The sequence below is a fragment of the Pectobacterium wasabiae CFBP 3304 genome, assembly GCF_001742185.1.
GTDB classification, from domain to species: domain Bacteria; phylum Pseudomonadota; class Gammaproteobacteria; order Enterobacterales; family Enterobacteriaceae; genus Pectobacterium; species Pectobacterium wasabiae.
The window spans coordinates 341,307-361,948 of the sequence record NZ_CP015750.1 but is presented as its reverse complement, the minus strand read 5'-3'; the positions used below and the strand labels follow the sequence as shown (position 1 = coordinate 361,948).

Sequence of the window (20,642 nt, the reverse complement as noted above, 5' to 3'; positions counted from 1 at the left end):
GTCAGGGTTTGTAGGAAAAAGAATCCGGCAGTGTAAGACTGCCGGATTGAAATAAGCATTTTATAACGCGATGGAGGGTTACAGCACCAGACCAGCGATAGACGCGGAAAGGATGCTCACCAGCGTGGAACCGTAAACCAATTTCAGGCCGAAACGGGAAACCACGTTACCTTGCTGCTCGTTCAGGCCTTTAATCGCACCGGCAATAATACCGATAGAGGAGAAGTTGGCGAAGGACACCAGGAACACAGACAGGATGCCCACGCTGCGCGGAGACAGTTCGCCTGCCACTTTTTGCAGTTCCAGCATCGCGACGAATTCGTTAGAAACCAGTTTGGTCGCCATGATGCTGCCAACCTGAAGGGCTTCATGCGACGGAATGCCCATGATCCAGGCGAACGGGTAGAACACGTAGCCAAGGATTTCCTGGAAGCTGACACCGAAAATGGCGCTGAAAATGGCGTTAACCGCCGCAATCAGAGCAATGAAGCCAATCAGCATAGCGGCGACGATGACGGCCACTTTGAAGCCTGCCAGAATATATTCCCCCAGCATTTCAAAGAAGCTCTGATTTTCATGCAGAGTACCCAACTGCAACTCCGGTTCTTCACCGACTTTGTAGGGGTTAATCAGCGACAGTACGATGAAGGTACTGAACATGTTCAGAATCAGCGCGGCAACGACGAATTTGGCATCCAGCATAGACATATACGCACCGACGATGGACATCGAAACGGTGGACATGGCGGTAGCGGCCATGGTGTACATGCGTTTTTCGGACATCTTGCCGAGAATATCTTTATAGGCAATAAAGTTTTCGGACTGACCAAGAATCAGTGAACTGACCGCGTTAAAGGATTCCAGTTTGCCCATGCCGTTCACTTTGGACAGAACAGTACCAATGATGCGGATAATGAAAGGCAGCACTTTAATGTGTTGCAGAATACCGATCAGCGCGGAAATGAAGACAATCGGGCAGAGTACTTTGAAGAAGAAGGAAATCAGGTTCTTCTCACTATTCACCATGTCACCGAATACGAAGTCCGTCCCTTGGCCTGCAAATCCGAGTAATTTGTCGAAGACTGCTGCGAACCCTTTGACCACACCTAACCCAACGTTTGAGTACAGGAAGAAGTAAGCGAGCAGAATTTCGATGACGAGTAGCTGAATAATAAAACGAATACGAATGTTTTTACGATCGCGGCAGATGAGTAGCGACAGCGCCGTAACAACAACCAGCGCCAGAATAAATTGCGCGATATGGGACAAGGACATGTGTGCTCCGAATATGAGGCAGGCCAAATTTTCCACGTCATTTTATGTAACGCGTACATTAAAAATGAGAGGGATAACGCAAAAAAACAATTATACCTTGGGATTTTACCTAAACTAAATGCCACGTCTCGTTATTTGGGGCTTTCTGTTCATTCATTATTCTTATTCCACACATACCGTCATACTTCAAGTTGCATGTGCGTTGGCAGCACTACTCGGCACACTGGCGTGGGCCTCGCCCCGTAGGGGCCGCTGCAAGCAGCGTTCAAATCTGCCTTGCCCTAGTGGGCCAACGCATTGCGTTGTTCAAAACGCTAACGTTTTGTCCTGAAACTTGAATTATTTAGGGTATAGAAAACGAACCGAAAGGTTTTGCGTTGCAGGTTGGCGAGGTTTTTTATGATGTTTTCTGCATGATTCAAAAGGAGAGTGATTATGTCAGTACCAGATACCACACGTGAGCTTGGACGTTCAGGCATTGTGGTTCCACCATTCTCGTTCGGCGGTAATGTTTTTGGTTGGACCGTCGATGCGTCGACGTCGTTCAGCCTGCTGGATGCACTCGTGGCGCATCGGCTGAATTTCATTGATACCGCGGATGTTTATTCGCGCTGGGCACCCGGTAATCAAGGCGGTGAATCTGAAACGATCATCGGCAACTGGCTGAAAAAAAGCGGTCAGCGTGACAAGGTGATTATTGCCACCAAAGTCGGCATGGATCTGGGCGATGGCAAGAAAGGGCTGTCTGCTGCCTATATTCGTCAGGCGGTTGAGGCCTCATTACAGCGCTTGCAAACTGATTACATCGATCTCTATCAGGCACATACTGACGACAAGGAAACGCCGCTGGAAGAAACGCTGGCCGCGTTTGATGCGCTGATTAAAGAGGGCAAGGTCCGTGCGATTGGGGCGTCTAACTACAGCGCGGCGCGTCTGGCTGAAGCGCTGAAAGTCAGTAAAGCCAATCATCTGGCGCGTTATGAAACCCTGCAACCGGAATATAATTTGTACGATAGGCAAGGGTATGAGGCTGCGTTGGAGCCGCTGGTGCGTGAGCAAGGGGTCGGGGTCATTAGCTATTATTCGCTGGCGAGCGGATTTCTGTCAGGAAAGTATCGTCAGCCAAAGGATGCATCGAAAAGTGCGCGCGGGCAGGGCGTAGTGGAAAAATACCTGAACGAGCGCGGTCGGACTATTTTGGAAGCGCTGGATAGCGTGGCGAATGCGCATCAGACGACGCCATCGCAGGTTGCATTGGCATGGCTGATCGCGCGTCCGAGCATAACGGCACCGATTGCGAGTGCGACGTCGCTGGATCAGGTAGTCGAACTGGCGAGTGCAACGCGGCTAGTATTGCCAGTAGAAGATATTGAGCTATTGAATCGCGCGAGCCGTTACTAATAATTGAAAGATTTTTGAATACGAATCTTTTTATCGTACTTGTTAAATTAATTAACAGGACAGACCGCTATGAAGGACGATGTAATCCCAGAAAGTAGTATTTCCGTTGATTCTCAATCTCTTATCCAAACGCTAACCCGCATTGTCGGTAAGTCTCACGTCTTAACCGATAACAATAAAACAGAGCGTTATCGCAAAGGCTTTCGTTCGGGTAGCGGAGAGGCACTGGCGGTGGTTTTTCCCGCATCGCTACTCGAACAGTGGCGGGTATTTAAAGCCAGTATTGAAGCGGGTTGTATCGTGCTGATGCAGGCCGCTAATACCGGTTTAACCGAAGGCTCCACCCCGAACGGTAATGATTACGATCGAGAAATCGTGATCATCAATACCCTGCGTTTGGATAACGTTCAACTGCTGGATGAAGGACGGCAGGTTGTGGCGCTGCCGGGAAGCACCTTGTGGCATCTTGAACGCGTATTGAAACCGCTTGGGCGTGAACCGCATTCTGTGATCGGTTCTTCTTGTATTGGCGCCTCGGTGATTGGGGGGATTTGTAATAACTCCGGTGGCTCTTTGGTTCACCGTGGCCCGGCGTATACCGAAATGGCACTTTACGGCCGGGTTAACGAGCAAGGTCAGGTGGAACTGATCAACCATCTGGGGATCAATTTGGGTGATACGCCGGAAGCGATCCTGACCCGTTTAGAATCGCAACAATATGACGCGAAGGATGTGATTTATGACGAGCGTCAGGCATCCGACCACGACTATATTGAACGTGTGCGGGATGTCGATGCAGATACGCCGTCGCGCTTTAACGCCGATGAACGCCGTTTATTTGAGGCCGCTGGCTGTGCAGGAAAACTGTCGGTTTTTGCTGTGCGCCTGGATACGTTTCCGGCGGAAAAATCCCAACAGGTTTTTTATATTGGGACTAATCAGCCGCAGGTATTGACGGAATTACGCCGGCATATGCTCGCAGATTTTAAAAATCTGCCGGTGGCGGGTGAGTATATGCACCGCGATATCTTCGATATCGCCGAAATATACGGCAAAGATACGTTTATGATGATCGATAAACTGGGTACGGATAAATTACCCCTATTCTTCAACCTGAAAGGGCGGATGGATGCGATCTTTAGCAAAGTGCCTTTCCTACCGTCGCATCTTGTGGATCGTACCATGCAGTTTCTCAGCCGCCTGCTGCCTTCCCATCTACCGGCGCGGATGAAAACGTATCGTGACCGTTTTGAACACCATTTGATGGTGAAAATGGCGGGCGACGGCATTGATGAAGCACACCGTTGGCTGGAACAGTATTTTCATGATGCCGACGGTGAGTTTTTTGTCTGTACGCCGGAAGAAGGCACGAAGGCCTTTCTGCATCGCTTCGTCGCAGCGGGAGCCGCGATCCGTTATCACTCGGTACACAGCAGTGAAGTGGAAAATATCTTGGCTCTGGACATCGCTCTGCGGCGTAACGATCGTGAATGGTTCGAGCATTTACCGGCGGATATTAGCGATATGCTGGTGCATCGGTTGTATTACGGTCACTTCATGTGCCATGTCTTCCATCAGGATTATATTGTGAAGAAAGGCGTGGATGTTCATGAACTGAAAGAGAGAATGCTGGCCTTACTCGATCAGCGTGGGGCAGAATATCCGGCAGAGCACAATGTTGGCCATATCTATCAGGCTAAACCACAGTTGAAAGCGTTCTATCAGAAAAGCGATCCTACCAATAGCCTGAACCCAGGAATAGGCAAAACCACCAAGCTGAAAAACTGGGGCTGTACCGGTTGTGAAGAGCACCACATCAACCATTAAATAGCTGATGCCGCTAACGGGCGTGGTGTGTCCGTTAGCGGGATGGCTTACTGCGTTTCACCATTTTTAGCCCGTCGATTGTCCTGCGTGATAGGTCAGAATTCGGCACCGATCGGAACGGAAACGTGTCGTTAGTGCGCCTCTGCACCGTCGTCTTCAAACCAGGCAGCCAGTTCGCGCCGCAGGTTATCTGACTGGGTGCCGAAAATCGCCTGTACCTGATGACCGACAATAATCACGCCGATAGCCCCCAGTTTTTGCAGACTGTCGCTATTAACCAGCCGCAGGCTGTGGACTTCAACCCGCAGACGGGTGATGCAGGCATCCAGACTGACGATATTTTCTTTGCCGCCAAAGGCGCTCACCAACTGCTGTAAATTCTCTTTGTCTAGCGGTGAAGCGATTTCAATCTCGGTAATCTGCTTACCCAACATTGACGCGAACAATTTCCGAAAATTGTGAATCTTGCCCATCGTAGTCACCTCTTCGTTTGTTTATCAGCGTGTGTATGATAATACCGTTCACCTAACATTACTGTTAGGCGACACACAGTGAGTAGACATCCCTGTTATCGCGACAATGCCGTAGAGCAAGTTGGCAGTGCACGCGGTAGATCCAGCGTTTGTATCAGCGTGGTAAAAAAATCATATTGGAAGGCGAGATCGTTGCGCGATGCGATGTAATATGCCTGCCCAACGACCTGCCTGTTTTGGCGCGGAATATCGCATCAGGCAAGCAGCATTGATGAAAGGGGGCTATTTCTTACGGATGGGAGGGCTTACCGAGTGGCGGCGTACCAGCGTCGGGCTAAACATATTCGTGGTTTCGTTGAGCTGTTTACCGTGGGATAACGCGATAGCTAATTCTGCTGCCTGAATGGCCATGGCGGAAACCGGATAGTGCACGGTGGTTAGGCGAGGGCGCAGGTAGCGGGCGATCAATACGTCGTCAAACCCTACCACCGACATATCCTGTGGTACGTTGATGCTGTTATCACTCAGGACGGAAAGCGCGCCAGCCGCCATGGAATCGTTGTAGCACACCACCGCCGTCATATTGCCGCCCCGACTCAGGAGTTCCGTCATGGCGGATTCGCCGCCCACTTCGTCTGGTGATGCGCGTGCAATGAGGCGTTCATCCCGTGCGATGCCGTGCTCTTGCAATGCGTCCATATAGCCTTGCAGGCGGTCGACGGAGTCGGAAATTTGGTGATTAGAACAGAGAAAACCGATCTTCTGATGACCTTCCTGAATTAAATGACGTGTTGCCAGCCAGGAGCCATAGCGGTCATCAAGCGCAACGCAGCGGTTTTCATAACCGGGTAAGGTGCGGTTGATGAGTACCATATCCGGAATATGGCTCATCAGCGCTGCCAGCTCCTCATCTGGAAGCATTTTGGCGTGCACAACCAGCCCCGCGCAGCGGTGGCGAATCAACTGCTCAATGGCTTTTTTTTCCTGCTCGGCATTGTGGTAACCGTTACCAATCAGCAGAAAATTGCCGGTTGCTTGTGCAATTTGTTCGACAGATTTGACCATCGTTCCAAAAAAGGGATCGGATACATCCGCAACAACCAGCCCCATTGTCTCTGCGCTTTGGTGTGCGAGTGCTCTGGCATTGGCGTTCGGATGATATTGCAGCTCCGCCATGGCCTTGTGTACCGCTTCCTTTGAAGCAGTACTGGCTTTGGGCGAATTATTGATGACGCGCGACACCGTAGCGACTGATACACCTGATAGGCGAGCAACATCTTTTATTGTGGCCATTAGCATTCCTGAACGGTCAAATGTGTTGTGGGGCGAACGACAGCAGCCTAACGCATAAGTTAAAAGAAAAAATCGACGATTTATATTGATAAATGTACAGGTTTTTTGCGGATGTTACTTATCCGACCCTCTTTCCTTTTTGATCCAGACCGCACTTATGTGATCGCTATCAATAACCACCCGCCATTTCTCTCTTCCAAAATACTATTCTGAGGTTTAAATTTAGGGTAACCGATTACATTTTTTAAGTGGATAAACGATAGATGTCTACCTTTGTTCAGCATTATTTCAGCTATTTCATCCATGGTATAGAGTGAAACTGATTACATAAATGGGTTTTTCTTACTAGAGATACGGGCGTGACTGACGCCTCTTTCACTCCGAAAGCGGGTTGTTAGCGCTAGCGGGTGGTCGCTTCGCTGTACTGAATTTGTGTTTTGTATTGAGGAATAGCTTATGCAGTTTGAGCCAACTGAACATCCGCATCGCCGTTTTAACCCGCTGAAAGGCGAGTGGATACTGGTTTCCCCGCATCGGGCAAAGCGCCCTTGGCAAGGTCAGCAGGATGAGCCGGATCGCGCCACGCCGCCGCCTTACGATCCGACCTGTTATCTGTGTGCAGGCAATAAACGTATTACGGGCGATATTAATCCGCACTATCAGGGGACTTTTGTTTTTACCAATGATTTCTCGGCACTGATGGAAGACACGCCGGATGCACCTGTGGGCGACGATGAGCTGTTTCGCGTGCAGCAAGCCCGTGGGGTTGGCCGCGTGATCTGTTTTTCTCCCGATCACAGTAAAAGCCTGCCGCAGCTTTCGCTACCGGCGCTGAAAGCCGTGATTGATACGTGGAGTGAGCAAACCGCAGAGCTGGGCAAGCGCTATCCGTGGGTTCAGGTGTTTGAAAATAAAGGAACGATGATGGGGTGTTCTAACCCCCATCCACACGGGCAAGTTTGGGCGAACGATTTTCTACCGAACGAGGTGCTGCGTGAGGATGAACAGCAGCGGGATTATTTTGCCCGCCATGGTTCGCCGTTGCTGTTTGACTATGTGCAGAGAGAGCAGGCTGACGGCTCCCGTATCGTGGTGGAAACGGAATTCTGGTTAGCGGTTGTCCCTTACTGGGCATCGTGGCCGTTTGAGACGTTGCTGCTGCCCAAGTTTGTCGTGCAGCAATTGCCACAGTTGAATGACATTCAGCGTGACGATCTGGCGCTGATCCTCAAAAAATTGACTAGCCGTTACGACAACCTGTTCCAGTGTTCATTCCCCTATTCAATGGGGTGGCATGGCGCACCGTTTAAGGATGGAGACATTGCGCACTGGCAACTGCATGCCCATTTTTATCCCCCGTTATTACGTTCCGCCAGCGTGCGCAAATTTATGGTTGGTTATGAAATGCTGGCCGAAGCACAGCGAGATTTGACGGCAGAGCAGGCCGCTGAACGTTTACGCAGCGTGAGTGATATCCATTTCCGTGAGCAAATTTGAGGTCATTTTATGAGCCGTATTGATTCTCTACGTCAGTCAACTGAGTCTGTTTTTGTTCGATTATTTGGCTATACGCCGCACGCCGCTATACAGGCACCCGGACGGGTCAATCTGATTGGCGAGCACACCGACTATAACGACGGTTTTGTCTTACCGTGTGCTATCGATTACCAGACGGTCGTCAGTGCGGCGGTGCGCCAGGATGGCATCGTGCGAGTGGTGGCGGTGGACTATGACAACCAGCAGGATGAATTTGATCTTGCAAAAGAAATAGTGCCTCACCCGGAATACCTCTGGGCCAACTATATCCGCGGAACGGTGAAGTTTTTGCTGGCGAGTGGCCTGTCGCTTAGCGGCATGGATATGGTGGTCTCTGGGAATGTGCCTTCCGGTGCCGGACTTAGCTCGTCGGCGTCGCTGGAAGTGGCGATCGGGCAGACGTTCAAAGAGCTGAATAATCTGGATATCAGCCAACTGGATGTAGCGTTAAACGGCCAGCAGGCGGAAAATCATTTTGTTGGCTGTAGCTGCGGCATTATGGATCAGTTTATTTCTGCTCAGGGGCGGGCCGGTCAGGCCATGTTGATCGACTGTCGCTCTCTGGAAGGACGCTCTGTGCGCATGCTCGACGGTATCGATGTTCTCATCGTGAATTCCAACGTGCGTCGTGGGCTGGTGGACAGTGAGTACAACACGCGTCGTCAGCAGTGTGAGGCGGCTGCACGTCACTTTAACGTTAAAGCGCTGCGTGATGTATCACTGCCGCAGTTTGAAGCGGGAATTGAGGGGCTGGATCCGGTGGCGATACGTCGTGCACGACACGTCATCACCGAGAATCGCCGCACGTTGGAAGCAGCCGATGCACTGGCGCGTCAGGATGCTCACCGTTTGTTTACGCTGATGGCGGAATCGCATGTCTCCATGCGCGACGATTTTGAGATTACCGTGTCGCCGATCGATATTCTGGTGGATCTGATTCAGGATTATGTTGGAGATCGGGGCGGTGTGCGCATGACCGGTGGTGGTTTCGGTGGCTGTATTGTCGCCCTGATTCCTTCAGCGTTAACCGATGAGGTCAAACAGGTGATCGAGCGTGAATATCCGGCGCGTACTGGGCTTCAGCCCTCAATTTACCTGTGCCAGGCATCAGACGGTGCGGGTCGCTTGAGTTAAGTCTTGATCGATAATAGCAGGCAAAAAGGGCTTTATGCGTAAAGCCCTTTTTGCATTGCATCGGTTCAGGGCAGCAGGAACACTGTTGCCAGTCCAAGGAAGATAAAGAAGCCGCCGGTATCGGTGATGGCCGTGATCATCACGCTGGAACCGATAGCTGGATCGCGTCCAAACTTCATCATGATCAGCGGAATTGCGACACCCATTAGCGCCGCGAGCAGTAAATTCAGCAGAATAGCCAGCATCATCACGCCACCCATTGCGGGGTTGCCATAGAGCAGGAAGGTCACCACGCCCATTATCGTGCCCCAGATCACCCCGTTGACCAGCGCAACGCCCAATTCTTTAAGCAGCAAATACGATTTTTTACCGTGTTCAAGCTGATGCAGTGCCAGTGCGCGCACAATCATGGTGATCGTTTGGTTGCCAGTATTCCCGCCGATACCGGCGACAATCGGCATGAGCGTCGCCAGCGCCACCAAATGGGATAACGTGTGCTCAAACAGGCCGATGACTCGCGAGGCGATGAGCGCCGTACACAGATTGATAGCTAGCCACGCCCAGCGATTGCGGAACGATTTATATACGGGCGCGTAGACATCTTCAGAAGGCGTTAACCCCCCTGAACGCCGTAGGTTACTGTCGCTTTCCCGATTCACGACATCGACGATATCCTCAATCGTCAGGCGTCCCATGAGTTTCCCCTTGCTGTCCACCACGGCACTGGAGATTAAATCGTAACGTTCAAAAGCCCCTGCGGCCTCTTCGACTTTATCTTCAGGCTGAAACCTTAGCGGCTGAGCATCCATAACGTCAGTAACTAAAGCATGAGGCGAGTGGAGCAGGATACTGGCCAGAGACAACTCACCAATCAGTGTGTTTTTGCGATCGGTGACGAACAGTTTGTCAGTGGAATTGGGGATCTTTTTGCGGTAGCGCAGATAGCGTTGTACTGTCGCGAGCGTGACGTCGGCACGCACGGTGATGAGTTTGAAATCCATCATGTGGCCGAGGCAGTCTTCATCATAATTGATGGCGGCACGTAACTGCGCACGTTGCTTTGGTTCAAGCGAGGTCAGTATTCTGCCCAGCAGATGGCGGGGGACGAGGCGAGAAAGCTGGGCCTGTTCATCCACATCCAGTATCCGGACCGCCCTCAGAATTTCTTTATCCTGCATATCGCCGATGAGATCGTCAGAAATACTGTCTGAGGCTTCAATCAAAACGCGACCGCGTTTTGCTATGGGGATGAGTCGCCAGAGCGCCAGACGTTCATCCTGTGGTAACGACTCCAATAAATCAGCCTGGTCAGCCGCATGGAGATCGACGATCAGTTCGCTGATTTCTGCGGTTTGGTCGAGCAGAATACTTTTTTCACGTAGCCTGATTTTGTTACTTAATACCGTTTTGTCGCCTAACGTGGTTTCGTCATGTTCTGTGATAGGAGGTTGCCGATTGATGATGTCTTCAACCAGTTCCTTATTTTCCAATAGCAGAAGGGAGATGCGGCGTCGGAGGTCGGTAAGTTTTTTTACACTCGACATAATGTTTTATGCTCGGTCTGTTTTTATCCATGTTTTATTAAACGTAGCGCAAAATCAGTAGATTAAGAATAGGATTACTGGCGAATCGCAGTCTGAAAAACGAGCTGATACTGGCTAAGTGTGTTTTTTATGCTGATTTTTATTTAATGCAACATTAAATCGTTTGCTATTTAGTTTTTGGCGATATAAAGTCAGTCTCAGAAACTCAACAGGCACCGATGGCAGAGACGATGAACGATAACGCTTATAAACTGGATGGACAGCTATGCTTCGCATTGTATTCTGCCAATCTGGCAATGAATAAGCTGTATCGCCGTTTGCTGTCTGAACTGAATCTGACCTATCCCCAATATCTGGTCATGCTGATACTGTGGGAACGTGATGGATTGACGGTATCTGAACTGGGTGAGCGGCTGTATCTGGATTCCGCCACGCTAACACCATTGCTCAAACGGTTGCAAAGCGCAGGATTAGTGGTGCGTAACCGAGGTACGGAAGATGAACGTCAGGTACTGATCGGGTTAACTGAAGCAGGACGTGCCCTTCAGCAACAGGCGCGAGCGATTCCTGAAAGCGTGTTTTGTGCGACGGAATGTCATCTTGAACAGTTACAGACGATCAAAAAAGATTTAGAGACGCTGCGTAAGAGCCTTATCGGTCATCTTTAAACACGCGTCTGCTCTCTGCACATGGTAAGATTTTTTATGTAATATCCTGTTTTTAGCTGATTTATTTTTATGTAATTAAGTAGTGTGCGATTTAATTTTTCACTATATAAATGAAATGACAGTTGCATTCCTATTTCCTTAACTACCTGGAGTCACATTATGTCTATTGAAAAAGTATTATACGTTGCTCATGCACAAGCCAGTGGTGGTCGTGATGGTCGTGCAGTGTCTTCCGACAACGCGGTTGATATTAAATTGACGACGCCGCGTGAATTGGGCGGTGCAGGCGGCGAGGGGACTAACCCAGAGCAGTTGTTTGCCGCCGGCTATTCTGCCTGTTTCCTTGGTGCCATGAAATTTGTCGGTGCGCGTGAGAAAATCTCCGTACCGGCTGATACCACGGTAAACGGTAGCGTAGGCATCGGTGCCATCCCAACAGGGTTTGGTATTGAAGTTGAATTGAAAATTTCTCTGCCAGGTTTGGATCGCGCGGTGGCTGAAGATCTGGTGCAGAAAGCCCACATCGTTTGCCCTTACTCCAATGCAACGCGTGGCAACATCGATGTGACCTTGACTATCGTCTAAGTTCGGTTTGATGTAAGTGTATTGTTGAGAGTTGAAAACGGTGGTTGCGAAGATTCGCACTGCCGTTTTTTTATTTGTACGGAAAAGGCTGAATGGGCAATGTGTGTGGGCGTGAAGAATGGACACAAGAATACGAAGGCAATAAAGCCTGATGAGGAAAAGTAGAATAGAGGGGCGAGCCTGGTTAAGCGTTACTCTTTCTGATTAATGAGTACATTGGTAGGAAGCAATAATTGTTCAGCACGTTGCTGCTGTTTGTCTTGATGATGACCAAACGCGGTGATGGTGGAGTAAGCAAAACGGCCTAAAAGAATAACGAAGCTGATGAGTAAGACGGCACGAGCGATCCGAGAGCCACTTTGTCGCGGGCGTATCGATAATCGTCGTTTGTGGGTAAGCGTGGACATTACCAGTAAATCCTCTGTGAAAGCGAACATTCGCTATTTTTCATTTAGGCACAAGCGATGACCGAGGTCAATCTGTCGCGGTGAAAAAGGTGATAACCGATTCGGTTTCCGCACGTTCGGTGCAAGGATGGGGATTTTAGGAACGGGCACGAAGAGGAAAGTACATGAAGATAGGGAGAGGTGGTACAAAAAAACCCGCTCAAAGACGGATAAGCGGGTTGAGTAGTACGGTGGAATTACGCTGTGGTATTCACATTACGCCCAATCGCCGGGTTTGCTGGCAGCGGGGGTAACGCTTGCAAAATACCTAAAGCAACAGCTTCTTGGCTGTCGAGCGCTTTTTTCATCACAAGCGTACTGGCCTCACTGCTGGTGCGCAGGTTGCTGAGGTCGGTCGCGAGTGATGCAATCTGTGATACATCCATTTTACTCTCCTTAACGTTGAGTTGGATTACTATCCGGTATGGAAAGGAAGCGCGCCTTTCCGCCGAGGTTGCAGGATGTTGGCGAACATTCTCACCAGCCATCAATTCGGTATCGGCCCCATTCGGGTTAACTTTATGTTAACCCGAGTGAAGCTGCCAACGCGGTGGTGCAATTTGGCCTTACTGTGCCGTTTGATATGCGCCAGATTCTTGCGTAACACTTTCAGTAATCAGGCTTTCTCTTCCTCAATCATCAGCTTCCAACCGGTGACGTCCTGCCAATATTCCTGTTCACGTTCCAGATCGAGCTGTACCAACGTGTTATTGGTAAAAAAGTCGTGCGGGAACGTCAGCGTCCAGTAATTGTCATCGGTATGTAGTTGCAATGATTCTGGCGTCGTCGTTGCCTGACGCTGGTTATTCAACAGTGTGGCAAGGCGCAAGAGCTGCACCAGTGGCAAATACTGTTTCTTTTTGAACAGATTCAGCCGCGGTAACTCTTCCAGTTTGATGGCTTTACGATGCAGTCGCACGATCATTGACAGCACAAGCTGCTGTTCCTGATTGAAACCGGGCAGGTTGGTATTTTGCAGTATATAGGCGGAATGGCGGTGCATACCGCTATGGTTAATGCCCAATCCGACTTCATGTAGCATGGAAGCCCAGTTTAAGATGGCCTCAAGCTGAGGATGCACCAGGCTAGGGTTTTGCTCTGCCCATTGTGCATAAAGCTGTTGCGTGGTTTCTCGCACGCGTCGCGCCTGCTCGCGGTCGATATTGTAATGCGTGGCCAGGCTCTGTGCGGTACGGATTCGAATATCCTGATGGCGGAAACGGCCTTCCATTTCGTACAGCACACCTTCGCGCAGCGCACCATCAGAAAGGCGCAACTCTTTAATCGCCAGCGCATCGAAAATACCACACAAAATCGCCAGACCCGGCACCAGCACCGATTGTCGATCTTCGGATAGACCTGGCAGGCTCAGCGCTTTGAAGTGCTTAAATTGCAAGATTTGCGTGCGTAACAGTTCCAGCCGCTCGGGGGTAATCAGACCGTCTTTTTCCCCCATTTCCACCAGAATTTCGTGTGTGGCTTTGATCGTTCCCGATGCACCGAGGGCGAATTTCCAGCCGTATATGCGATATTCCCAGGACAGCGTTTCCAGCTTTTGCGCCGCAGCCAGCCGAGCACGCTTGAAGTTGGCTTCGCTGATTTCACCATTTGGGAAAAATTGCTGCGCGAAGCTGACACAGCCCATACGGCGGCTTTCTACCAGCATCGGTTCGAAATCTTCTCCGATAACCAGCTCTGTAGAACCACCGCCGATATCGATAACCAGTTTGCGGCCTTTTTCCGGCTGCGTATGCTCCACGCCCATAAAAATCAGGCGGGCTTCTTCATGACCGGAAATGATCTCTATCGGATAGGGAATGATATCCGCTGCACGGCGCAAAAACTCCTGGGCGTTGGCCGCCTGACGCAGCGCGTGCGTACCGACGATGGAGACGTTCATGGCCGGGAAACCTTGCAGACGTTCAGCAAACAGCGCCAGACAGCTTAAGCCGCGTTGAATGGCCTCTTCACTGAGCACATTTTTGTTATCCAGTCCATCAGCCAGATGTACCCGTTGTTTTAAACGCCCCAACACCTGAAGCGCACCGTTTACCACGCGTGCGATCACCATGTGAAAACTATTGGAGCCCAGGTCGATAGCCGCGAATTCTTGCGGTTTCATCTCGATTTCTTCACTGTTCGTTAACGGCATTATTCAGGCTTATCTCCAGGTTGCTCCAACGCCTTGATGTAGTCGTAGATGGCATTTTGCGCGCGTACTTTACGCTTGTTGCCGCGTGATACATAGCGGTTGCTCGACTCTTTATCAATGACGCGGGCTTTCACTGTATCGCTGAACAGGATATCCAGCGTTTCCAGTACGCGGTTTTTCAAAATGGGATCAAGGATTTCCACCGCCACTTCAATGCGATAATCAATATTACGGGTCATCCAGTCGGCAGAGGAGAGGTAGACTTTTTTGTCCCCACCGTTGTTGAAGACATACACCCGATCGTGTTCCAGATAGCGGTCAAGAATACTGATGACTTGAATATTTTCACTGATCCCCGGCAGATTAGGGATCAACGAGCACATGCCACGTACCAGCAGATTAATCTTCACGCCCGCAGATGAAGCCTGATACAGCTTTTCCGCCAGCCCTTTATCCACCAGATTATTTACCTTAAGCGTAATGCCTGCATCACGATTCGCCAGCGCGTTTTCGATCTCGGTATCGATCAGTTGGTAAAGTTTGTCGCGGGAGTTTTGTGGTGACACCAGCAGGTGTTCAAAGCTGACCGGACGGTAAGGGTTCTCAATGAAGTTGAAGACGCGACGAACTTCGTTGGTAATGCGTTCATCGGCGGTCAGCAGCGAATAGTCGGTATACAGACGGGCGGTTTTTTCGTTGAAGTTACCGGTGCCGATGTGCGCGTAACGCACGATATTTTCCCCTTCGCGCCGGGAAATCAGGAACAGCTTGGCGTGAATCTTCAGCCCTGGCACCGAGAAAATGACGTGCACGCCGGCTTCAGTCAGACGCTTAGCCCAGTGAATATTTGCTTCTTCGTCAAAGCGCGCCTGTAGTTCCACGACCACGGTGACTTTCTTGCCGTTGTGCGCCGCATGGATCATCGAGGTAATGATGCGTGAGTCCTTGGCGACTCGGTAAATATTGATTTTGATGGACAGCACGCTGGGATCGAAAGAAGCCTGCCTCAGCAATTCCAGCACATGTTCAAAGGTGTGGTACGGATAATAGAGCAGGATGTCACGTTCGCGGATCGCATCAAACCCGTTGCGAAAATGGTTGAACCCGGTGTGTCGCAGGCGCGGCAACGGTTTGTTGACTAGGTTGGCGCGTCCGACGTTCGGGAAAGAAATAAAGTCTTTGAAATTGTGATAACGTCCGCCGGGGATCACGGAGTCATAGGAAGAAATACCCAATTTCTCAAGCAACATGGCGACCATCGCGTCCGGCATGTCGCGCTGATAGACGAATCTCACCGGTTCAGCGGTCAGGCGCTGCTTCAGGCTGGAAGACATCAGTTCCAGCAGGCTAGATTCCATTTCCGTCACCAGATCGTATTCTGCATCGCGCGTCATCTTCATGGAATACGCGTTCAGCGCATCATAATCAAAGAAGCCCTTGAAGATATCATCCAGACAGTAACGCAGAATGTTATCTATGAGGATCATGGTCTTACGACGGCGTGGCGCTTCCGCTGGCAGGTTGACGAAACGCGGTATTTTATCCGAAGGAATTTCCAGCAGGGCATAACTGATCTCATCGCCACGAATAATTTCGACGGCAAGATAGGTGTAGTTATCTTTCAGGAACTCCACCAGATTGGTTTCGTTAAAGATCAGTATTGGCGTGATGTGCGGGCGCAGATATTGTCGGAAGTAGTCCCTTAGCCACTCTTGCTGATTAGGGGAAACCTGACGCTCGTTGACCAGAAAAATCTGGTTACGCGCCATCTCCAGCAACAGTTCGTTATACAAGCTATCAAAGAGTTGATCGGTTTTTAGTACACGTGCCTGAATTTTGCCTAAAAGATGCCGCAGATTGCCGTCCAGACCTTGCTCTTCGTTAATCAGAATACGCCTTTTCAAGTCGGCAAAACGGACTTTATAAAATTCATCAAGGTTGCTGGAGTAAATGCCCAGAAAGCGCATGCGTTCGATTAATGGATTGCTTTTATCTGCTGCTTCCTGAAGTACTCGCTCATTAAAGGATAACCAACTTAATTCTTTCTCTATATAGAGTTTGTCCTGACCCATTGTCACTCCGCTCAACTCATGTACTGAAGGTTCATCCAATATTCATACCCTTCCTGTGTGGAGATAGGGTACAACAACATTATGGCGTGTTGATGACGATACCCGTCATATTTCGAGCCGTCTGTGCGTTTGCAATACTCGGCTCATCTCTGAGCCTCACCCTGAAGGGCCGCCGCTTGCGGCGTTCAAATCGGCTTAGCCGATTTGTCCTCACTAACCCCAGTCACGTACTCGAGTATGCTCCTGGGGACTCCCTCGGTTGCCGCCTTCATACAACTCGAACTGTTTAGGGTATAAAATCTAATTCATAGACAGACTTACCATTGTCATATTATGGGCGTAAAGGCAACATATGCTACCCGCAATACGTTAGCAACACGACTCTGGCAGCTTCATTTTAACGGCGAGAATAATGGTAAAAACCGGCAGCACATTACAGTATCGAGATCGTCGACGAGCGTGGGTAGATCGTTTGGTGCACCGCATTGTGGCGGGCAGCGGCCTGCTGGTGCTGGCTATGCTGTTGTTAATCTTCTTCTATCTACTGTATGTGGTGACGCCACTGTTCCTTTCCCCTTCGGTCAACGGGCAAAAAACGGTTCAACGCCACACTGCCGAACCGTCGCTGGCATTGGGACTCAGCGACAATGGGCAAATCGGGTTTCGTATCGACGCTCAGGGATATGGCGAATTTATTCCGTTTGCGGAAAATCAGCCTATGTCGCGTATTCAACTGGTTCCTACGCTGAGTTTGCTGGCGCAAAGTCAGGGCGAGCGACAGATTTATGCTTTGAGCCAACCCGATGGTCGTTTGCTTTTCGTTCAGCCTGCATTGTCGAGGACAGAAAATCGTTCTCCTGTCTGGGCGTATCCGTTGGGTGAGCAGGCGTATTCACTTGGGCTACCCGCGCAACCGCTGCGTCATCTGGCGATAGCGGCGGTAGGCGAAAAGCATGTCGTTGTCGCCGCGATTGGGCAGGAAAATACGCTGATTATTGCCGATATTGATGAAAATGGTGTGCGGCAACGGGCACCTATTCCGCTTCCAACGGGGACGATTAGCCAATTACTGCTGACCCCAGACGGACAGCAAGTGTATTTGCTCAGCGGGAATACCTTAACGTTGTGGCAAGTGGGAGAAAATACGCTGACGCTGCGTGAGGAACGGCAATTGCAACGGGTGGAACCCCTGCATCTGGCGCTGTTATCCGGCGGACGCTCGTTGCTGGTGCAGGCCGCTGACGGGCGAATTAGCCAATGGTTTGAAGTTCCGAGTGAAAAGGGTGCCAGGCTGACGGAAACGCGTCAGTTTCCACACGTTACAGGGGAATCGGTGTTGCTGGCAACGGAGGCGCAGCGACGCGTATTTGCCACATTAAATGCACAGGGTGAACTGTCACTGTTTGCCAGTAAACAATCGCATGCGCTGCTGACGAAGACATTACCGGCGCAGGCGCAGGGGCTGGCATTTTCGCCGCGCGGCTCTGCCATGCTGATTGAAACGGCGCAGGGTTGGCATCGCTATCAGGTTGATAATCCGTATCCCGACATTGGCTGGCGTGGGCTGTGGCAAAAGCTATGGTATGAGAACTACCCGGAACCCGCTTATATCTGGCAATCCACGTCTGCGGATGACAGCTATCAGGCCAAATTTAGCATGATGCCGCTGATGTTGGGTACCATGAAAGCGGCGATTTATGCCATGTTGTTTGCCACGCCGCTGGCGCTATCCGCTGCGATTTACACGGCCTGCTTTATGTCGCCGACGCTGCGACGCTGGATTAAGCCCACGCTGGAGATCATGGGCGCGCTGCCGACGGTTGTTATCGGCCTGATTGCGGCCATCTGGTTAGCACCACATTTTGCGACTTATTTGTCCGCCATTCTGGTCATGCCGATATTATGGATGCTGGCCGTGCTTGGCTGTGGCTGGTTGATTGAGTGCCTGCCGACGCGCTGGCGCGCCCGTTTCCCTGCGGGGTGGGACGCGTTATTTCTCATCCCCGCCATTTTGCTGACATTCGTGGTTGGCTGTTGGGCTGCGCCACATATCGAAATAGCGGTACTGGGGCAGCCACTATACCAATGGTTGGGCGACGATTTTGCCCAACGTAATACGCTGGTGGCGGGGGTGGCCCTCGGCTTCGCTTTGATCCCGCTGATTTTTTCGCTAGCGGAAGATGCCTTGTTCAGCGTGCCGGTGCGCTTAAGTCAGGGATCGTTGGCGCTGGGGGCGACAGCGTGGCAAACCTTGTGGCGCGTTGTACTACCGTCGGCCAGTGCCGGAATTTTTGCCGCGCTGATGCTGAGTTTTGGCCGCGCTGTAGGGGAAACCATGATTATACTCATGGCGACGGGCAACACGCCGATTATGGATGAAAGTTTGCTTCAGGGGTTACGCTCGCTGGCGGCGAATATCGCCATTGAAATGCCGGAAGCCGTAACGAACAGTGGTCACTATCGGGTGCTGTTTTTAACCGCATTAACGCTGTTTGTTTTCACGTTCATCGTGAATACGCTGGCTGAAATTATCCGGCAGCGCTTGCGCCAACGCTACCGTGATGAAGGAGAAAACGTGTGAAGCGCTGGTTCCGTTCGGGAATACCGTGGGTGTGGCTGACCGCATCGTCAATTTCAATCAGCCTGTTGGCGATGTTGGCGATTATTGTGCTGCTGGCAGGGCAGGGAATGCGTTATCTGTGGCCGCAGCCCGTCTGGCTACTGGCGTTACAGCCTGAACAGGGTGTACAACGTGCGCTGATAGGGGAAATTTATGCCGAGCAGACGCTTTCGCCTCAGCAGTTGCAACAGGCCGATTTAGCGTCTTCGTCTGGGAAGGAAGAAACCCGTTATTTGATCAAAATTGGCCAGCGTGAAATTTATGGGCAGAGCTTTCGCGCGCTGCTGTCCCGCGACATTATCAAATTTGATAACCCTGCCGATATTCTGGTGTTAAAGCGGACGAACAATGGTACTGCCTACGGCTACCTGGCAGGGATGCAGGAGGGAGAGCAATCGCTGGTGGCGACGGATCTCCCTGCAACCCTACAGCATCGCGTCGAGCAGGTGCAGGGATTGCTCGCGAAGACGCAGGCAATTCGCATGGGCGAGATGGCAAAGATCAACCAGCAGTTTGAGGCGCTGCGGCTGGAAGAGAAAAAGCGACAGCAGGCAAAGACGCTGGATAATCAGGCGCTCGCCCGTCTTCAGGCAGAACGTATCGAACTGCAACGCCGCTTTGATGAACTATCGCGCCAGTTAACTGCACTCAATTTAGACATTAATCGCGATACTGTGCAGTTACGGGATGCGAACGGCAGCGTCCATCTTATCCCGCTCAGAGACATTGAGCAGGCCTGGTATCCTAATGCGATGAGCCTGTGGGAAAAAGTCCGCCACTGGGGCCAGCAGGCGAAATATATGCTGACGCACTACTCGTCGGACAATAACAGCACCGGCCAGCTTTTTCCCGCCATTTTTGGCACGGTACTGATGGTAGTGCTGATGTCCATTGTAGTGATGCCGCTGGGGGTGATCGCGGCGGTTTACCTACATGAATACGCCGGGAAAAATAGTTTAACGCGCTGGGTACGGATTGCGGTGGTTAATCTGGCTGGGGTGCCATCGATTGTTTACGGTGTATTCGGATTAGGTTTTTTTGTTTATCTCATCGGTGGCACGCTGGATCAACTGTTCTATTCTGAAGCGTTGCCGAACCCGACGTTTGGTACGCCGGGGCTATTGTGGGCGTCGCTGACGCTAGCGTTGCTGACGTTACCGGTGGTGATTGTGGCGACAGAAGAAGGGTTGTCACGTATTCCGATGTCCGTACGCCACGGTTCACTGGCGCTGGGGGCAACCAAAGCCGAAACACTGTGGCACGTCGTGTTGCCAATGGCGGTTCCCGCGATGATGACGGGGTTGATCCTTGCCGTGGCGCGTGCCGCAGGGGAAACTGCCCCGCTGATGTTGGTCGGTGTGGTGAAGTCGGTGCCGGTCTTACCGGTTGATGACATTTTCCCTTATCTGCATCTTGAGCGAAAATTTATGCATCTGGGGTTCCAAATCTACGATCTGGCATTCCAAAGCCCGGATGTAGAAGCGGCAAGGCCGCTGGTGTACATCACCGCGCTGTTGCTGGTATTGATTGTGGTCGGGTTGAACCTTGCTGCAATTGGGATTCGCCATGTTTTGCGTGAGAAATATCGGTCGTTATCACTCTGAAAGTAGGATGAA

The 20,642-nt window shown here is 51.0% G+C and carries 16 protein-coding genes and 1 pseudogene; 8 read left to right on the top strand and 9 right to left on the bottom strand.

Annotated elements, in window-relative coordinates; genetic code table 11:
- Positions 1-78: 78 nt before the first annotated feature.
- Positions 79-1,269, bottom strand: coding sequence for a NupC/NupG family nucleoside CNT transporter (locus A7983_RS01710; protein ID WP_086002463.1), 1,191 nt, complete (start codon positions 1,267-1,269; stop codon positions 79-81).
- A gap of 441 nt (positions 1,270-1,710) precedes the next feature.
- On the opposite strand from A7983_RS01710, the gene A7983_RS01705 reads away from it, so the two are divergent.
- Together A7983_RS01705 and dld are read left to right on the top strand one after the other, a co-directional pair.
- On the top strand, positions 1,711-2,676 hold the full coding sequence (locus A7983_RS01705) for an aldo/keto reductase (protein ID WP_005970078.1): 966 nt from the start codon (positions 1,711-1,713) through the stop codon (positions 2,674-2,676).
- Positions 2,677-2,745: 69 nt separating this feature from the next.
- Positions 2,746-4,503 carry a D-lactate dehydrogenase gene (gene dld / locus A7983_RS01700; RefSeq protein ID WP_005970076.1) on the top strand — a complete coding sequence of 586 codons (1,758 nt, stop codon included), beginning with the start codon at positions 2,746-2,748 and terminating at the stop codon, positions 4,501-4,503.
- A gap of 131 nt (positions 4,504-4,634) precedes the next feature.
- On the opposite strand, the gene A7983_RS01695 is transcribed toward dld, so the two are convergent.
- From A7983_RS01695 to galR, 3 genes and pseudogenes are all read right to left on the bottom strand, one after another.
- Positions 4,635-4,976, bottom strand: a complete 342-nt coding sequence (locus A7983_RS01695; RefSeq protein WP_005970074.1) for a glucose PTS transporter subunit EIIB — start codon at positions 4,974-4,976, stop codon at positions 4,635-4,637.
- A 119-nt stretch (positions 4,977-5,095) separates the two neighbouring features.
- Positions 5,096-5,197: pseudogene (locus A7983_RS24780) on the bottom strand (hypothetical protein); the annotation flags it as partial.
- A 61-nt stretch (positions 5,198-5,258) separates the two neighbouring features.
- A complete protein-coding gene (gene galR / locus A7983_RS01690) occupies positions 5,259-6,269 on the bottom strand; it encodes an HTH-type transcriptional regulator GalR (protein WP_005970072.1) in 1,011 nt (336 codons plus the stop codon).
- Positions 6,270-6,725: 456 nt separating this feature from the next.
- Here galR and galT point away from each other — a divergent pair, with 456 nt between their 5' ends.
- Entirely contained in the window at positions 6,726-7,766 is a 1,041-nt protein-coding gene (galT, locus tag A7983_RS01685; protein WP_005970070.1) for a galactose-1-phosphate uridylyltransferase, read from the top strand.
- A gap of 9 nt (positions 7,767-7,775) precedes the next feature.
- On the top strand, positions 7,776-8,939 hold the full coding sequence (galK, locus tag A7983_RS01680) for a galactokinase (RefSeq protein WP_005970069.1): 1,164 nt from the start codon (positions 7,776-7,778) through the stop codon (positions 8,937-8,939).
- Between the two features lie 65 nt (positions 8,940-9,004).
- Here galK and mgtE read toward each other — a convergent pair whose 3' ends face one another.
- Complete coding sequence (gene mgtE, locus A7983_RS01675; protein WP_005970068.1) at positions 9,005-10,483, bottom strand: magnesium transporter; 1,479 nt, start codon at positions 10,481-10,483, stop codon at positions 9,005-9,007.
- Positions 10,484-10,701: 218 nt separating this feature from the next.
- On the opposite strand from mgtE, the gene A7983_RS01670 reads away from it, so the two are divergent.
- Both A7983_RS01670 and A7983_RS01665 read left to right on the top strand, forming a co-directional pair.
- Positions 10,702-11,151 carry a MarR family winged helix-turn-helix transcriptional regulator gene (locus A7983_RS01670; RefSeq protein ID WP_005970067.1) on the top strand — a complete coding sequence of 150 codons (450 nt, stop codon included), beginning with the start codon at positions 10,702-10,704 and terminating at the stop codon, positions 11,149-11,151.
- Between the two features lie 159 nt (positions 11,152-11,310).
- Positions 11,311-11,736: an organic hydroperoxide resistance protein gene (locus A7983_RS01665; protein ID WP_005970066.1), complete on the top strand. Its 426-nt coding sequence runs from the start codon at positions 11,311-11,313 to the stop codon at positions 11,734-11,736.
- A gap of 191 nt (positions 11,737-11,927) precedes the next feature.
- Here the strand turns inward: A7983_RS01665 and A7983_RS01660 are convergent, their stop codons facing one another.
- The 4 genes from A7983_RS01660 to ppk1 all read right to left on the bottom strand — a co-directional run bounded on the left by A7983_RS01660 (position 11,928) and on the right by ppk1 (position 16,406).
- Entirely contained in the window at positions 11,928-12,143 is a 216-nt protein-coding gene (locus A7983_RS01660) for a YfgG family protein (RefSeq protein ID WP_005970065.1), read from the bottom strand.
- Between the two features lie 236 nt (positions 12,144-12,379).
- Complete coding sequence (locus tag A7983_RS01655) at positions 12,380-12,568, bottom strand: YjfB family protein (protein WP_005970064.1); 189 nt, start codon at positions 12,566-12,568, stop codon at positions 12,380-12,382.
- A gap of 230 nt (positions 12,569-12,798) precedes the next feature.
- The gene (ppx, locus tag A7983_RS01650) at positions 12,799-14,334 is read right to left on the bottom strand and encodes an exopolyphosphatase (RefSeq protein ID WP_005970062.1); all 1,536 of its coding nucleotides are present in this window, start codon (positions 14,332-14,334) and stop codon (positions 12,799-12,801) included.
- Complete coding sequence (ppk1, locus tag A7983_RS01645) at positions 14,334-16,406, bottom strand: polyphosphate kinase 1 (protein WP_005970060.1); 2,073 nt, start codon at positions 16,404-16,406, stop codon at positions 14,334-14,336. The genes ppx and ppk1 overlap by 1 nt, the downstream gene beginning before the upstream one ends.
- 412 nt (positions 16,407-16,818) lie before the next feature.
- Here ppk1 and A7983_RS01640 point away from each other — a divergent pair, with 412 nt between their 5' ends.
- Together A7983_RS01640 and pstA are read left to right on the top strand one after the other, a co-directional pair.
- Positions 16,819-18,987 (top strand): ABC transporter permease subunit, encoded by a 2,169-nt coding sequence (locus A7983_RS01640; RefSeq protein WP_005970059.1) that lies wholly within the window; start codon positions 16,819-16,821, stop codon positions 18,985-18,987.
- On the top strand, positions 18,984-20,630 hold the full coding sequence (pstA, locus tag A7983_RS01635; RefSeq protein WP_005970058.1) for a phosphate ABC transporter permease PstA: 1,647 nt from the start codon (positions 18,984-18,986) through the stop codon (positions 20,628-20,630). The genes A7983_RS01640 and pstA overlap by 4 nt, the downstream gene beginning before the upstream one ends.
- Positions 20,631-20,642 lie beyond the last annotated feature (12 nt).

Bases quoted from the DNA above. Each gene is read 5' to 3' on its own strand.
- mgtE (WP_005970068.1), bottom strand. From the start codon at position 10,483: ATGTCGAGTGTAAAAAAACTTACCGACCTCCGACGCCGCATCTCCCTT.
- A7983_RS01670 (WP_005970067.1), top strand. From the start codon at position 10,702: ATGGCAGAGACGATGAACGATAACGCTTATAAACTGGATGGACAGCTA.
- ppk1 (WP_005970060.1), bottom strand. From the start codon at position 16,406: ATGGGTCAGGACAAACTCTATATAGAGAAAGAATTAAGTTGGTTATCC.
- galT (WP_005970070.1), top strand. From the start codon at position 6,726: ATGCAGTTTGAGCCAACTGAACATCCGCATCGCCGTTTTAACCCGCTG.
- A7983_RS01660 (WP_005970065.1), bottom strand. From the start codon at position 12,143: ATGTCCACGCTTACCCACAAACGACGATTATCGATACGCCCGCGACAA.
- galK (WP_005970069.1), top strand. From the start codon at position 7,776: ATGAGCCGTATTGATTCTCTACGTCAGTCAACTGAGTCTGTTTTTGTT.
- A7983_RS01665 (WP_005970066.1), top strand. From the start codon at position 11,311: ATGTCTATTGAAAAAGTATTATACGTTGCTCATGCACAAGCCAGTGGT.
- ppx (WP_005970062.1), bottom strand. From the start codon at position 14,334: ATGCCGTTAACGAACAGTGAAGAAATCGAGATGAAACCGCAAGAATTC.
- A7983_RS01695 (WP_005970074.1), bottom strand. From the start codon at position 4,976: ATGGGCAAGATTCACAATTTTCGGAAATTGTTCGCGTCAATGTTGGGT.
- galR (WP_005970072.1), bottom strand. From the start codon at position 6,269: ATGGCCACAATAAAAGATGTTGCTCGCCTATCAGGTGTATCAGTCGCT.
- A7983_RS01640 (WP_005970059.1), top strand. From the start codon at position 16,819: ATGGTAAAAACCGGCAGCACATTACAGTATCGAGATCGTCGACGAGCG.
- dld (WP_005970076.1), top strand. From the start codon at position 2,746: ATGAAGGACGATGTAATCCCAGAAAGTAGTATTTCCGTTGATTCTCAA.
- A7983_RS01705 (WP_005970078.1), top strand. From the start codon at position 1,711: ATGTCAGTACCAGATACCACACGTGAGCTTGGACGTTCAGGCATTGTG.
- A7983_RS01655 (WP_005970064.1), bottom strand. From the start codon at position 12,568: ATGGATGTATCACAGATTGCATCACTCGCGACCGACCTCAGCAACCTG.